Raw genomic sequence first — 14,001 nt, forward strand, 5'->3', positions numbered from 1 at the left:
ATCAACCGCGCGCGCTCGAACCACAATTCGGCCCGCACATCCAGTGCTCAGGTCAGCAGACCACGCGCCGAAGCAAGCACCTCGGCCATCTCGTCCTCGCTCACATATGGCGCACCTGCACCGGGCCGGTACAAAGACACCGCCTCGGTCAGAGTCTCGAAAACATCCGTGTCCATGAAGTCCACTACAAGAATGTCCTCGATTTCATTAACCAGTCGCATGGACCGGTCGCGTCCTGCCAGAAATCGATCGATCAATTCAAGGAGTCGCACCTGAGGGGTCATGGCAGGTTAACTTTCTTGGGAATCATCACAGTCACAACATGGTTCGGGTTGCTCCCGCTCACCACTACGTATGGTTTTCCGGGAAGTTCAGGCGCTCGCACCTGAATGGTATCTCTTACGGGGTCGTACTTGACCTTCGTGCCATGGTCCAAGATGTGATCGACGACGTTCAGGGTTGTAGGCGGCCTGCCTGGACCACTCCCAGCCACGCGCTCGGCCGCGTGATCCGACAATGTGCGTCCCGACGGTGTAATCAGCTTCGGGATATGCAGATTGTTCAACTGCCGGGAAGCGAAACCCCTGCTGTACGGCACCAACTCACCGTCATTTTGCGCTGCAGTCGGACGACCGTCTCCCTGCGGACACGGACTCAGGCCGAGGCGATCAGAGGAAACCAGAGGGTTGTGAACGTATGCGACAGCATTCGGCGCGGGCGCCAGTCCGAGAGGATCGAGACTGAGGTATCCCGCCAATTCCGGGTCGTAGTACCGGAAGTAGTTGTAGTGCAGCCCCGTCTCGGCGTCCGCGTACTGGCCCGGGAAGCGCAGTGGGCAGTCGGTTTCATCGGGCCCGGCCGGCGGAGCGGGGAGGCGGGTGCCCCAGAGGGTGGTGCGGTGCTGCCAGGCCACGGTGGCCGAGGGCGTCACCAGTTCCGTCGGGGTGCCGACCGGGTCGGTGATGACGGCGTGGAAGCGCGGGGGCCGGCCCGCGTCCGGGGTGGTGGTGAAGTCCTCGATCAGGGACTTGCCCGCCGTGCGGACCAGCGGGCGGTGATCGGTCTGGGCCACGGCGCGGTGGGTGCCCGGGGCGTAGTCCCAGGTGGTGACCGTGCCGTCCGGGGACAGTTGTTCGGCCAGGCGCGTGTCGTCCCAGGAGAAGAACGTTTCCTCGCCGTTCGACAAACACCGCTTCGATATTCGGCGGCCCAGCGGGTCGTACGCGTACGACCAGCGTTCGCCGTCCGGCGTCTCCGCCTCCCGCAGACGGTCCTCCGCGTCCCACGTGTACGACCACGTACGGATCTGCCCGTTCAGGAGCTTGCGGGTCTTGCGGGTCAGGCGGCCCTGGGCGTCGTGTTCGTACGTGGTGCGGCCCGCCCGGCGGATGAGGGTGCCCTCGGCGTCGCGCTTGCCGGGGGCCTCGTGGGCCGGGGCCGTGGCGTGGAGGAGGTTGCCGGCGGTGTCGTAGGCGTAGGTCTCGGTCCAGCCGTGAGCGCGTACGGCCGTGACGCGGCCCGCACGGGTGAGGTCGAAACGGCGGGTGCCGGAGGTCAGTTCGCGGATCTCGGTGAGGTGGCCGTCCGCGCGATAGGCGTAGGAGCGGTGCTGGAGGAGCCGCTCGGCCGCCTCCCCGGGACCACTACCGAACCGGCCCGTGACCGTCTGGGACGCGAGGCGGTCCGTCGCGTCCCAGGTCTGGGTGAGCGTCGCCCCCTCCCCCAGGCGGCGTTCGGTCTCGCGGCCCGCCGCGTCGTACGCGAAGCCGAGCGAACCGGCGTCGCCGCGCAGCGCGAGGGGGCGCCCCGCCGGGTCGTACGTCCACTGCGAGCTCAGGCCCGAAGGCGTCGTTCGTTCCGTGCAGCGCCCGAGGGCGTCGTAGGCGAAGCTCGTCGTGCGGCCGTCGACCGTCTCGGACAGGACCCGGCCCAGCGCGTCGCGCTCGTAGGTCACCTCGGCGTCCGCGGTGGCGGCGCGCGTGAGCCGGCCCGAGGCGTCGTACGCGTAGGAAGTGGTTTGCCCCGGGTCGGCGAGCTGTTCGACGACCCGGCCGAGGGCGTCCCGCGTGAAGTGAAGCGTTTCTCCGGCGCCGTTCGTACGCGCGAGGAGCTGCCCCGCGCCGTCATGCACGTAGGTCAGCCGGCGCCCGTCGAAGTCCGTCTCGGCGGCGAGCCGGCCCGCCTCGTCGTAGTCGTACGACCAGGTCAGGCCCTGCGGGTTGGTCACGCCGGTCAGGCGCAGTTCGGTGTCGTAGGCGAAGGCGTACGTCGCGCCGTCCGGCTCCGTCCGCGATGCCGGGAGGTCGAAGTGGGTGGAGGTGTGGGTGGTGGTGTTGCCGGCGGGGTCGGTGTGGGTGAGGAGGTTCCCTTCGCCGTCCCACGTCCACGTCTCGTACGTGCCGTCGGGCAGCTCGCGCCGACTGGGTCTGCCCTCGGTCGTCCAGGACATCCGGGTGACGTGCCCCAGCGGGTCCGTGATCTCGGCGACGCGGCCGAAGGCGTCGCGCCGGACGGCGGTCGTGTGGCCCAGCGGGTCGGTGACGGCCACCGGCAGTCCCGCCGCGTCGCACGCGACCGTACGCACATTCCCCAGGGCATCCGTGACGGCGGTCAGGTGACCGGTCTCCGCGTCGTAGGCGTACCGCGTCTCGGCACCCGCCGGGTCGGTCGTCGTCAGCAGGTTGCCGCAGTCGTCGTACGCGTGCCGCCAGGTCGCACCGCCGGGCTCGGTGACCTCCGTCGGCAGGCACAGGGCGTTGTAGGCCGCCTCCCCCGTCGTACCGTCCGGGAGCGTGATCCGGGTCAAGTTGCCGGCGTCGTCGTAGTCGTAGCGCGTCGTCCGGCCGAGCGGGTCGGTGACGGAGACGGGTGCGTCGCCGCGCGCGGTCCACTGCGTGAGTGTCGTGTTGCCGAGCTGGTCGGTCTCCTCGACCACGCGTCCGGCGCCGTCGTGACGGTAGGTGCGCAGCCGCCCGAGAGAGTCCGTCTCCGTCGTCGTGCGCGTCTCGTCGTCGTAGGACAGGGTCCCGGAGAGGAAGCCGTCGCTGCCCTCGGTGCGCACGACACGGCCTTGGGCGTCGTACACGTAGGCGTACGACGTTCCGTTGCGGTCGGTCCAGGAGGTTATTCGTCCCTCGGCGTCGTAGGTGAAACGCAGCGGATCGCCACTGGAGTCGGCGACCTCGGTGAGGTCGCCGGCGTCGTCGTAGCCGTAGCGGACGAGGAGCGTGCCGTCCGCGCCGGCGGGCGCCTGCGACGGCTCGTCCAGCAGGCGCAGGGCGGTGACGCGCGGGCCCTGTGTCTCCACGGCGATGCAGTAGCCGCCGTGGTGACGGATGGCGGTGGGGACGCCGGTGGCGGTGCGTTCGATGTCGATACGGGCGCCGTTACGGTCGTGCAGGCTGTCCAGCGGCAGCTGTACGGCGCCCGGGGTGTCCGTGGGAGCGGGGTTGCCGAAGGTCCGTACGACGCCGCTGTGCGGGTCGGTGACCGTCAGCAGGCCGTCGGGCCGCCCGTCCCACTCCAGCGGCCAGCGCGGCCCCTTCTCCGGCAGGACGGGCTCGCCCGGGGACGGCACGGGATAGACCAGCCGCATGCCGTCGGCGGCGGCGAACACGACGCCCTCGGCGTCGAGCTGCACCCGCTCGTCGAGCGTGGACGCCCAGGTCGGGCCGAACCAGCCGCCCGCGCGGTACGACGACAGGTGCGTACGCTCCACGACGAGCGGCAGGGCGCCCGGCAGGGTGACGTCGGTCTGGGGCAGCAGTATGACGCCGGTCGCGACGTCGATCGGGTCCTTCGCACACCGGATGCCCGCGGTGACCCGAGCGGCCCCCGGCAGCTCCACGAGGTCGGGACGAATGCCTCTCAGGAGGTTCCGGTCCCCGACGTACTCCTCGACCCCGCCCGCCACGGGCCCTCCCCCATCGCCTCACCGAACCGCACGACCGAACACGAGCGCCCAGAAATGGGCTTCCGGTGATCCTATGACGGTCAGTAAAAGCAACAGACGGTCATGCAGCATGTGAAGACGAGTGCAGAAGAAGAGCGCCGACGTCGAATCCCCCGTGGCCGGCGTCGGCGCTCCCGCCCCTTTTCCCGTAGGGAAATCTTCGCGTTCGGGCCGCTCCCGCCGCCATGGGAAGAACTGCCCATGCCGCCGTGGTCAGGGCACGATGCCCGCCTGCTTGGCGAGCAGTACGGTGGAGACCCGGTTGTTCGTGCCGAGCTTGCGGTAGATCTTCTCCAGATGCCGGTTGACCGTGTGCGGGGAGATGGTCAGGCGGCGGCCGATGCCGTGGGCGGTGATGCCCTCGGAGAGGAGGCCCAGGACGGTCAGTTCGCGCGGGGTCAGGCCGTGGGACTGCGCCACGGCGAGGCGGCCGGCGCCGGCGCCGGCGCCCAAGTCGACGCCCGGGTCGACGCCCGGAGCGGTCGCGGCGACGGCCTCGCGCAGGCGGTGGAGTTCGCGTACGTGCCGGTCGGCGGTGGCCAGCAGCGGCTGGATGCGGGTCGCGAACGCGAGGTCGTGCTCGGTGAACGCGCCGTCGCGACCGAGCGAGATCGCGCGCAGCGCGCCGTTCTCGGCGGGCATGGGGAGGGCCAGCTGGTCGGTGGTGCCGTAGTCGCGGTGGGCCTCGCTGCGCCAGCGCGAGTTGTGCCAGCGGCTGTCGCCGCAGAGCTGGTTCATCGTCACCGGGACGCGCTCGCCGACCGCGAGGTAGGGGATCAGCGGGTGACGCTGGCGGATGCGCCGCTGCACCATGTCGGTCATCGCATCGCCGCCCAGCCGCCGCGGCGCCCAGCCCTCGACGTGCCCCGCGCGGTCGTCGCCCGCGGGCAGCCGGGCGAAGATGACCGTGCCGCAGTCGAGGGCATCGAGCAGGTGTTCCGCGATCAGATGCCGCAGCTCGCCGGGGTTCTCGCTCTCCAGCACCGCGACGACGATGTCGAGCATGCGCTCGTAGTCCCGCGCATGAAGCTGTGGCATGGCGGCTGCCTTCCCTTTGTCCCCACCCCCAGTCACCCCGGCGACCGGTAGGCCGGGTAGCCCCCTGGCACGGCATGTTACGGGGCCGGTCGGGGCGCCTCCACCGGCGCCGGACGCGTGGGGGACGTCAGGTCGCCGGTACGAGCCCCGCCTGCTGGGCCAGCAGCAGGGTGGAGACGCGGTTGTTCGTACCCAGTTTCCGGTAGATCTTCTCGAGATGGCGGTTGACGGTGTGCGGGGAGATCGTCAGCCGCCGCGCGATCCCCAGCGCCGTGAGGCCCTCCGCCATCAGGCCCAGCACGGTCAGCTCCCGGGGCGTCAGGCCGTGACCGGAGGGGTGGTCGGCCGTGAGCGCGGGGGCCGTCGCGCTCAGCCGGCGCAGCGCCTGGACGTGGTTGCCCGCCCTGACCAGCAGCGGTTGCACGCGGGCGGCGAAGGCGAGGTCGTGGGGGCGGAAGGCCCCGTCGCGGCCCATCAGGACCAGGCTGATGCGGTCGGGGCCGCCGGAGACGGGCAGGCCCAGCTGCTGGGTGACGCCGAAGTCGCGGCGGGCCTCCTGGTACCACTGCGACTGGCGCCAGGTGTCGCAGATCGCGCTCACGGTCACCGGGGCGCTCTCGCCGCCCGCGATGTAGGAGAGCAGGGGGTGGTGCTGGCGCATGCGCCGCGGGACGAGGTCACGGACGTACGGACTGAGCCGTTCCGGCGCCCAGCCCTCGATGACCCCCGTCCCTTCCGTGACGTTGACCACCGAGAACGTCGCCGAGTCGCACCCCATCGCCTTCAGCAGGTGACCGGTGATCAGATGCCATGCCGAGTCCGTGGCGTCGTCCTCCAGGATCGCCACGGCCAGGTCGAGCATCTGCTCGTAGTCACGCGCATGGAGCCGCGCCATGTGTCCCCCACGCCCACCCTTCCCCCCGTTCGCCGTCTTCGTGCGTCGAACGCGTCGAAACCGCGCCCTCGGCCGTCAGCCCCAGCGTCCCGTGCGCCCCAGCAGCAGGGCCGCGGCCGCCGTCCCGGCCGTCGACGTGCGCAGCACGCTGGCGCCCAGGCGGTACGGGTGCGCGCCGGCCTCGGCGAACGCGGCGAGCTCCTCCGGCGAGACGCCGCCCTCGGGGCCCACGACCAGCACGATGTCGCCGGTCGGCGGCAGCTCGGCCGTGGCCAGCGGAGTGCTGCCCTCCTCGTGGAGCACCGCGGCGAGGGCGGCGCCCGCCAGCAGGTCCGCGACCTGCCGGGTCGTCAGGGGGTCGGCCACGGAGGGGAAGCGCAGGCGCCGGGACTGCTTGCCCGCCTCGCGGGCCGTCGCGCGCCACTTGCCGAGCGACTTCAGGCCCCGCTCGCCCTTCCACTGGGTGACGCAGCGCGAGGCCGACCAGGGGACGATCACGTCGACGCCCGTCTCGGTCATCGTCTCGACGGCCAGCTCGCCCCGGTCGCCCTTGGGCAGGGCCTGGACGACGGTGATGCGCGGCTGCGGCAGCGGCTCGGAGCGTACGGACGTCACCGCGACCTCGAGGTGGTCCTTGCCCTCGACGGCGGCCACGGTGCCGAAGGCACCGGTGCCCTCGCCGTCGGTCAGGACGATCTCCTCCCCCACACGCAGCCGGCGCACGGACACCGCGTGGCGGCCCTCGGAGCCGCTCAGGGAGAAGACGGTGCCGGGGAAGACGCCCGTCAGGGAGTCCTCTTCGACCAGGAACACCGGCGCTGTCATGACGTACTCGCTCTCTCGGACTTTCTGATCAACGAAATCGGCTCAGCGGATTCGGCTCAGCTCGACACCATCATCGGCTCAGCCCGGCATCGGCTCAGCCCGACACCATCGGCTCGGCGCCCGACGGGGCGCGGGCCGCGGCCAGCTCGGCGGCCAGCACGGCGACGAGGTCGCCCGCCGGCATGGCGCGGGCCAGGCGGTGGCCCTGGCCCGCCCACAGGCTCATGCCCTCCGGGTCGCCCGCCGCCGCGGCGGCCCTGCGCAGGCCGGAGGTCATGTGGTGGATCTGGGGGTAGGCGGCGGGGGCGTAGGGGCCGTGCTCTCGGATGAAACGGTTCACCAGCCCCCGGGCCGGGCGGCCCGTGAAGGCCCGGGTCAGCTCCGTGCGGGCGAACAGCGGGTCGGTCAGGGCCCGCTTGTGCAGGGGATGGGCGCCGGACTCCGGGCAGGGCAGGAACGCCGTGCCGAGCTGCGCCGCGCACGCGCCCGCCGCGAGGACCGCGGCGATCGCCTCGCCCCGCATCAGCCCGCCCGTCGCGATCACCGGCAGCGGCACGCTCTCGCGGACCTCGGCCAGCAGCGGCAAAAGCCCGGCGCCCGCGCCGTCCGCGTGCGGGTCGTCGTGGTGGGTGCCCTGGTGGCCGCCGGCCTCCACGCCCTGTACGCAGACGGCGTCCGCGCCCGCCTCCCGCGCCGCACGGGCCTCGGCGGCCGAGGTCACGGTCACCACCGTGACCGTGCCGACCGCTGCCAAGGCGTCCACGGCCGTACGGGAAGGACACCCGAAAGTGAAGGAGACGACGGGGACGGGGGCCTCGAGGAGGAGGGCGAGCTTGGCGTCGTAGGCGTCGTCGAAACTCTGGTCCGTCTCGCCGAGGGACGTCCGGTAGCGGGCGGCCTCGCCGGCCAGCCGCTCGGCGTAGGCCTCGACCGCGGCCGGGTCGGCGGCGGCCGGTTGGGGCAGGAAGAGGTTGACGCCGAAGGGCCGGCCCGTGCGGGCGCGGAGCTGCTCGATCTCCTCGTGCATCGCGGCCGGCGTCTTGTACCCGGCGGCGAGGAAGCCCAGGCCGCCGGCCTCGCCGACGGCGGCGGCCAGCGCCGGAGTGGAGCCGCCGCCCGCCATCGGGGCCTGCACGATCGGGTGCTCGAACAGTCTGGTCACTCTGGTCAGTCCGGACAACGGAGCCATGACCACATCGTGTCACAAACCGACGAACCGGCCCCGGCCACGGGGAAGCCGTGGCCGGGGCCGGTCATGATCCGTCGGTCGCCGCCCGGGAGGACGTTCGCCCTCCCGGTCCGCCGTCGCGAGAACGCTCGCCGCCCGCGAGGGCGACGTTCGCCGGGCCTACCGCCCGTTGAACGCGTCCTTCAGGCGCGAGAACAGCCCCTGCTGGCCGGGCTTGAACTCGCCCGTCGGGCGCTCCTCGCCGCGCATCTTCGCCAGCTGGCGCAGCAGTTCCTCCTGCTGCGGGTCCAGCTTGGTGGGCGTGATGACCTCGACATGCACGACGAGGTCGCCGCGCCCGCCGCCGCGCAGGTGGGTGACGCCGCGCTGGTGCAGCGGGATCGACTGGCCGGACTGCGTGCCCGGGCGGATGTCGATCTCCTCGACGCCGTCCAGCGTCTCCAGCGGCACCTTCGTGCCGAGCGCGGCCGCCGTCATCGGGATGGTGACCGTGCAGTGCAGGTCGTCGCCGCGACGCTGGAAGACCGGGTGCGGGGTCTCGTGGATCTCCACGTAGAGGTCGCCGGCGGGGCCGCCGCCGGGGCCGACCTCGCCCTCGCCCGCGAGCTGGATGCGGGTGCCGTTGTCGACACCGGCGGGGATCTTGACGGTGAGGTTCCGCCGGGACCGGACGCGGCCGTCGCCGGCGCACTCCGGGCACGGGGTCGGCACGACCGTGCCGAAGCCCTGGCACTGCGGGCACGGGCGGGAGGTCATGACCTGGCCCAGGAAGGACCGGGTGACCTGGGAGACCTCGCCACGGCCGCGGCACATGTCACAGGTCTGCGCGGACGTGCCCGGGGCCGCGCCCTCGCCGCTGCAGGTCGTACAGACGACGGCCGTGTCGACCTGGATGTCCTTGGTGGTGCCGAAGGCGGCCTCCGACAGGCTGACTTCGAGCCGGATCATGGCGTCCTGGCCGCGGCGCGTGCGCGAGCGCGGTCCACGCTGCGAGGTCTGGCCGAAGAAGGCGTCCATGATGTCGGAGAAGTTGCCGAAGCCGGCGCCGAAGCCGCCGGCGCCCGCACCCGCGCCGCCCGAGGCGGACAGGGGGTCGCCGCCGAGGTCGTAGACCTGCTTCTTCTGCGGGTCGGAGAGGACCTCGTAAGCGGCGTTGATCTCCTTGAACCGCTCCTGCGTCTTCGGGTCCGGGTTGACGTCCGGGTGCAGCTCGCGCGCGAGACGGCGGAAGGCCTTCTTGATCTCGTCCTGCGAGGCATCGCGCCGTACGCCCAGGACCGCGTAGTAATCCGTGGCCACTACGACTCCGCCAGGATCTGTCCGACGTAACGTGCCACTGCGCGTACCGCTCCCATCGTTCCGGGGTAGTCCATGCGGGTCGGTCCGACCACGCCGAGTTTGGCGACTGCCTCGTCGCCCGAACCGTAGCCGACGGCGACGACCGATGTGGAGTTCAGACCCTCGTGGGCGATCTCATGACCGATGCGCACGGTCATCGCCGAGTCCTTGGCCTCGCCGAGCAGTTTGAGCAGCACGACCTGCTCCTCCAACGCCTCCAGCACGGGCCGGATCGTCAGCGGGAAGTCATGACCGAAACGAGTGAGGTTGGCGGTGCCGCCGATCATCAGCCGTTCCTCGGTCTCCTCCACCAGGGTCTCGAGCAGAGTGGCGAGAACCGTCGAAACGGTTCCGCGCTCGTCCTGATCGAAGGACTCCGGAAGGTCCTGCACCAACTGCGGCACATCCGTGAACCGACGCCCCACGACACGGCTGTTCAGCCGCGCCCGCAGGTCGGCCAGGGCGTTCTCGCCCACCGGCGCCGGGCAGTCGATCATGCGCTGCTCCACCCGGCCGGTGTCCGTGATCAGCACGAGCATGACCCGGGCCGGAGCGAGCGAGAGCAACTCCACATGACGCACGGTCGAACGGCTCAGCGAGGGGTACTGCACCACCGCGACCTGCCGGGTCAGCTGCGCCAGCAGCCGCACCGTGCGGGCCACCACGTCGTCCAGGTCGACCGCGCCGTCCAGGAAGTTCTGGATGGCACGCCGCTCCGGCGAGGACAGCGGCTTGACGCCCGCCAGCTTGTCGACGAAGAGGCGGTAGCCCTTGTCGGTCGGGATGCGGCCCGCGCTCGTGTGGGGCTGGGCGATGAAGCCCTCGTCCTCCAGCGCCGCCATGTCGTTGCGCACGGTGGCCGGGGACACCCCCAGCCGGTGCCGCTCGGTGAGCGCCTTGGAGCCGACGGGCTCCTCGGTGCCCACGTAGTCCTGGACGATCGCGCGCAACACCTCGAGCCTGCGTTCGCTCAGCACCGCGCGCACCTCCATCGGTCCAAAAGGTTCAGCCGTCGTACGGGTCGTACCTGTTGTACGTCGTACGCGTTGTACGTCGTACCTGTTGTACGAGGGTCGCATGCGCGGGGGTCTCACCGGACCCCCACCCTTGGCACTCAAAGGTCACGAGTGCCAGAACCCTCAAGCCAGTGTACGGCCGGGCACCACGGACAGGGCAAGGGCAGTCCCCGCCGCGTGCCCCCGGACCCGCGTCCGGGCGGGCGACGGCACCCCCGTCCGGATAGCGTCGCGGTATGGAGACTCAAGGGGAATCCGGCGCCGCGGGGGCGCATTGGGAACGGCTCGCGCCACACGTCGTACGCCGCAGGCTGCCGGGCTGGGACGCCACCGTCGGGGCCATCGCGGGGACGGACGGCGTCCTCGTCGTGGACACCGGATCGTCGCTGCGCGAGGGCGCCGTGATCCGCCGCGAGGTGCAGCAGATCTTCGGCCTCCCCGTGACGCACATCGCACTCACCCACCCCCACTTCGATCACATCCTGGGCACGGCCGCCTTCTCCGGCGTGCAGGTGTACGGGGCGGTGGGGCTCGGCGAACTGCTGCGCCACGAGCACGAGCGCGAGGAGCTGCGACGGGACGCGGTGCGCTACGGAGTCCCGCGCGAGGCCGCCGCCGAGGCCGTGGAGATGCTCGTACCGCCCCAGCACGCCGTCTCCGGGGAGCTGACCGTCGACCTGGGCGGCGGGCGGCGCGTGCTCCTCGCGAACGTGGGCCCCGGGCACACGGCGTACGACCTGGCGGTGCTCGTCCCCGGCGAGGGCGGCGCGCCCGAGGTCGTCTTCTGCGGCGACGTGGTCGAGGAGTCGGGCGAGCCCCAGGCCGGGCCGGACGCGCTGCCGCACGCCTGGCCGACGGCGGTGGACCGGCTGCTCACGCTGGGCGGCGAGGAATCGGTGTACGTGCCGGGGCACGGGGCCGTGGTGGACGCGGCCTTCGTACGGCGGCAGGGAGAGGCGTTGCGGGCCCGGTTCGGCGTGTCGTGATCCACAATGGCGCGCATGCGCAGCAGTCGACAGTACGACCCCGATCTGACGCCCCCGTGGAAGCGGAGCACGCCCGCGCCCGAGGTGCCCGCCGAGGTGGACCTCGTGGTGGAGGAGGTCACCACCGGCTTCTGCGGGGCGGTGATCCGCTGCGAGAAGACCGCGCAGGGGCCGACGGTGACGCTGGAGGACCGCTTCGGCAAGCACCGGGTCTTCCCCATGGAGCCCCGGGGCTTCCTCCTGGAGGGGCGCATCGTCACCCTCGTACGCCCCTCGGCCCCCGCCGCACGCGGGCCGCAGCGCACGGCCTCCGGCTCCCTCGCCGTCCCCGGCGCACGGGCCCGCGTGGCGCGCGCCGGGCGCATCTACGTCGAGGGGCGCCACGACGCGGAGCTCGTGGAGCGCGTCTGGGGTGACGACCTGCGCATCGAAGGCGTGGTCGTCGAGTACCTCGAGGGCATCGACGACCTGCCCGCGATCGTCGACTCCTTCGCCCCCGGCCCGGACGCCCGCCTCGGCGTCCTGGTCGACCACCTCGTGCCGGGCTCCAAGGAGTCCCGCATCGCCGCCGCCGTCACAGGCGCGGACGTCCTGGTCGTCGGCCACCCCTACGTGGACGTCTGGGAAGCCGTGAAGCCGTCCTCCCTGGGCATCCCCGCCTGGCCCCGCATCCCGCACGGACAGGACTGGAAGACAGGCGTCTGCCGCTCCCTGGGCTGGCCGGAGAACACGGGAGCGGCGTGGCAGCGGATCCTGAGCTCGGTGCGCACCTACAAGGACCTCGAACCGGCGCTGCTGGGGCGCGTCGAGGAGCTGATCGACTTCGTGACGGTGGGGGGTTAGCGCTCCAGCGTCTGGAATCCGGACGTGTCCAGCGTGACCCCGAGCAGGTCGAGTGGCACGGGGTCACCGAATTTCGTCGTCCGCTGCACGCTGTAGTCGGCACCCGCGCCGGCCCCGATCGGCTCGGTGAACAGCACGCACTTCGCCTCGAAAGGGTCGATGATCAGGTAGGCGGGCACCTGGCCGGCCGCATAGATCGACCTCTTGTCCGTGTAGTCACGGCTTGCGCTGGTTCTGGACACGACCTCGAGCAGCAGCGTGACGGCAGGTGCGGGGATGAGGCGTCCCGGCCCTGTGATGATGCCGCGCTCGTACACGACCAGGTCCGGCACAGGCTCGCTCGGTTCGCCCGGAATGTCGACGTCTTGAGTCTGGAGCCGGTCCCAACGGTCACGAGGGATCTGGTCCTGGACGTCCTGAACGATCCAGTTATGGATTCGGTCAGGGCTCGCCATCATCACGATGTCCCCCCGCAGCAGCTCGACCCGCCAGCCTTCGGGAACCTCAAGATTCTCGAAGAACTCGATCTTCGTCCGGTCATCCACAGCGGTCATCTCCGTGGCCCTCCACATCCGCCGCAGTGCATTTGGCGGCAGCCTATGAAGAGCGTAGGCAGGCTCACAGTCTATGCGCGCGTGTTCACTCGAACAGGTAATCAGTCCACCAGGTCGCGGACCACCGCATCCGCCAGCAGGCGACCCCGCAGAGTGAGGGCCGCCCGCCCCTGCTCGTACGCCTCCGCCCGCAGCAACCCGTCCGCAAGGGCGCGCGCGGCAGCCGCCGCCCCGGCCGGCTTCAGCAGCGCCAGCGGACACCCCTCCTCGAGCCGCAGCTCGAGAAGAATCCGCTCGACCCGCCGGTCCTCCTCGGAGAGGACCTCACGCCCGGCCCCCGGCGAGCGTCCCTCGCTCAGAGCCTGCGCATACGCGCCCGGATGCTTGACGTTCCACCACCGCACGCCCCCCACGTGGGAGTGCGCGCCGGGCCCCGCGCCCCACCAGTCGGCGCCGCGCCAGTAGAGCTCGTTGTGGCGGCAGCGGCCTGCCTCGCTCGTGGCCCAGTTCGAGACCTCGTACCAGGAGAATCCCGCCGCCGAGAGCGTCTCCTCGGCGATCAGATAGCGGTCCGCGTGCGCGTCGTCGTCCGTCATCGGCACCTCGCCGCGCCGGATGCGCCGCGCGAGCTGCGTGCCCTCCTCGACGATCAGGGCGTACGCGGAGACGTGGTCGGGGGCGGCGCCGAGCACGGCGTCCAGCGAGGCCCGCCAGTCGTCGTCGCTCTCGCCCGGGGTGCCGTAGATCAGGTCGAGGTTGACGTGTTCGAAGCCCGCCGCGCGGGCCTCGGCCACGCAGGCCTCGGGGCGGCCCGGGGTGTGCGTACGGTCGAGGATCTTCAGGACGTGCTGGCGGGCGCTCTGCATGCCGAAGGAGACCCGGTTGAAGCCCGCGGCCCGCAGTTCTTCCAGGTAGCGGGGGTCGACGGACTCGGGGTTGGCCTCGGTGCTCACCTCGGCGTCCTCGGCGAGCCCGAACTCGTCGCGGATGGTGGCGATCATCCGGCCCAGGTCGGCGGCGGGCAGCAGGGTGGGGGTGCCGCCGCCCACGAAGACCGTCTCGACCGGGCGCGGGTCGTCGCCGAGCACCTTGCGGGCCAGCCGGATCTCCTCGGCGACCGTCTCCGCGTAGTTGTCGCGGGAGGCGAGGGCGCCGCCGGAGCCGCGCAGCTCGCTCGCGGTGTAGGTGTTGAAGTCGCAGTAGCCGCAGCGGGTGGCGCAGTAGGGAACGTGCAGGTAGAAGCCGAGGGGTCGCTGCCCGGAGCCGTCGAGGGCGTGGCGGGGCAGTGCCCCGTCCTCGGGCATGGGTTCACCATCGGGCAGTACGGAAGGCATGCGTTCCATTGTCCAGCACGCGCCGGATTGC

12 protein-coding genes are annotated in these 14,001 nt (G+C 71.5%); 2 read left to right on the forward strand and 10 right to left on the reverse strand.

The features are described 5' to 3' along the window. Nucleotides 1-47: 47 nt before the first annotated feature. The 8 genes from J1792_RS30600 to hrcA form a co-directional block, all read right to left on the reverse strand. Nucleotides 48-284, reverse strand: a complete 237-nt coding sequence (locus J1792_RS30600; protein ID WP_143587716.1) for a hypothetical protein — start codon at nucleotides 282-284, stop codon at nucleotides 48-50. Further along, nucleotides 281-3,913 carry a DUF6531 domain-containing protein gene (locus tag J1792_RS30605; RefSeq protein ID WP_207248636.1) on the reverse strand — a complete coding sequence of 1,211 codons (3,633 nt, stop codon included), beginning with the start codon at nucleotides 3,911-3,913 and terminating at the stop codon, nucleotides 281-283. The genes J1792_RS30600 and J1792_RS30605 overlap by 4 nt, the downstream gene beginning before the upstream one ends. Before the next feature lie 252 nt (nucleotides 3,914-4,165). Continuing rightward, nucleotides 4,166-4,990 carry a helix-turn-helix transcriptional regulator gene (locus tag J1792_RS30610; protein ID WP_207248637.1) on the reverse strand — a complete coding sequence of 275 codons (825 nt, stop codon included), beginning with the start codon at nucleotides 4,988-4,990 and terminating at the stop codon, nucleotides 4,166-4,168. 127 nt (nucleotides 4,991-5,117) lie between these two features. Beyond that, the gene (locus J1792_RS34710; RefSeq protein ID WP_086571565.1) at nucleotides 5,118-5,885 is read right to left on the reverse strand and encodes a helix-turn-helix transcriptional regulator; all 768 of its coding nucleotides are present in this window, start codon (nucleotides 5,883-5,885) and stop codon (nucleotides 5,118-5,120) included. A 75-nt stretch (nucleotides 5,886-5,960) separates the two neighbouring features. Further along, nucleotides 5,961-6,710, reverse strand: a complete 750-nt coding sequence (locus J1792_RS30620) for a 16S rRNA (uracil(1498)-N(3))-methyltransferase (protein ID WP_086571567.1) — start codon at nucleotides 6,708-6,710, stop codon at nucleotides 5,961-5,963. Nucleotides 6,711-6,804: 94 nt separating this feature from the next. Continuing rightward, entirely contained in the window at nucleotides 6,805-7,899 is a 1,095-nt protein-coding gene (locus J1792_RS30625; protein WP_086571569.1) for a nitronate monooxygenase, read from the reverse strand. A 159-nt stretch (nucleotides 7,900-8,058) separates the two neighbouring features. Beyond that, nucleotides 8,059-9,198 (reverse strand): molecular chaperone DnaJ, encoded by a 1,140-nt coding sequence (gene dnaJ, locus J1792_RS30630; RefSeq protein ID WP_086571571.1) that lies wholly within the window; start codon nucleotides 9,196-9,198, stop codon nucleotides 8,059-8,061. Further along, on the reverse strand, nucleotides 9,198-10,214 hold the full coding sequence (hrcA, locus tag J1792_RS30635) for a heat-inducible transcriptional repressor HrcA (RefSeq protein ID WP_086571577.1): 1,017 nt from the start codon (nucleotides 10,212-10,214) through the stop codon (nucleotides 9,198-9,200). The genes dnaJ and hrcA overlap by 1 nt, the downstream gene beginning before the upstream one ends. 275 nt (nucleotides 10,215-10,489) lie before the next feature. Here hrcA and J1792_RS30640 point away from each other — a divergent pair, with 275 nt between their 5' ends. Both J1792_RS30640 and J1792_RS30645 read left to right on the forward strand, forming a co-directional pair. Then, nucleotides 10,490-11,239: an MBL fold metallo-hydrolase gene (locus J1792_RS30640; RefSeq protein ID WP_207248638.1), complete on the forward strand. Its 750-nt coding sequence runs from the start codon at nucleotides 10,490-10,492 to the stop codon at nucleotides 11,237-11,239. Between the two features lie 15 nt (nucleotides 11,240-11,254). After that, nucleotides 11,255-12,082 (forward strand): DUF3097 domain-containing protein, encoded by an 828-nt coding sequence (locus J1792_RS30645; RefSeq protein ID WP_086571579.1) that lies wholly within the window; start codon nucleotides 11,255-11,257, stop codon nucleotides 12,080-12,082. Here the strand turns inward: J1792_RS30645 and J1792_RS30650 are convergent. Beyond that, entirely contained in the window at nucleotides 12,079-12,636 is a 558-nt protein-coding gene (locus tag J1792_RS30650; RefSeq protein ID WP_207248639.1) for a Uma2 family endonuclease, read from the reverse strand. The genes J1792_RS30645 and J1792_RS30650 overlap by 4 nt on opposite strands. Nucleotides 12,637-12,737: 101 nt before the next feature. Then, complete coding sequence (gene hemW / locus J1792_RS30655; RefSeq protein WP_207248640.1) at nucleotides 12,738-13,970, reverse strand: radical SAM family heme chaperone HemW; 1,233 nt, start codon at nucleotides 13,968-13,970, stop codon at nucleotides 12,738-12,740. Nucleotides 13,971-14,001 lie beyond the last annotated feature (31 nt).

It is taken from the genome of Streptomyces triculaminicus, from assembly GCF_017349075.1.
Classification (GTDB): Bacteria; Actinomycetota; Actinomycetes; order Streptomycetales; family Streptomycetaceae; genus Streptomyces; species Streptomyces triculaminicus.